This window comes from Halomicrobium sp. IBSBa (genome assembly GCF_017612575.1).
Classification (GTDB): Archaea; Halobacteriota; Halobacteria; order Halobacteriales; family Haloarculaceae; genus Halomicrobium.
This window is the reverse complement of sequence record NZ_JADPQC010000036.1, coordinates 1-452: the sequence shown is the minus strand read 5'-3', so window position 1 is coordinate 452 and position 452 is coordinate 1. Positions and strand designations below refer to the sequence as shown.

Genomic DNA, 452 nt, shown 5'->3' with positions numbered 1-452 from the left:
GCTCAAGGAGGAACTGGACGAGGCGGGCGACGTGCACAAGGCCACGTTCGACGCCATCAAGCGCCGCGTCCAGGGCTTCGGCGCAGTCTTCGACCAGGACGCCCGCCCCATCACCGACCAGATATCGCAGTTCGTCCGCGACGGCGGGCTGACGGTCATCCCGACGTACCACATCACGGACTCCCGGACCGCATCGACCATCGTGCTGGCCGTCTCCAGCCTGCTCATCGATCAGAAGCTCTCGAACGACCCGGACTACGACCGCATCAAGGAGACGCCGCTCGTGCTCGGGATGGACGAGGCCCACAACTTCCTCACCGACGCCGACAGCGTCCAGGGCCGCAAGGTCATCGGGAAGTTCACCGAGGCCGCCAAACAGGGCCGGAAGGAGCGTCTCGGCCTGTACCTCATTACGCAGGACCCCCAGGACATCGCCGATCCGGTGTTCAAGC

At 65.5% G+C, this 452-nt stretch carries 1 pseudogene; it reads left to right on the top strand.

The annotated features are described in order from the left end of the window. Positions 1–452, top strand: a pseudogene (locus IL252_RS17330) (DUF853 family protein); the annotation flags it as partial.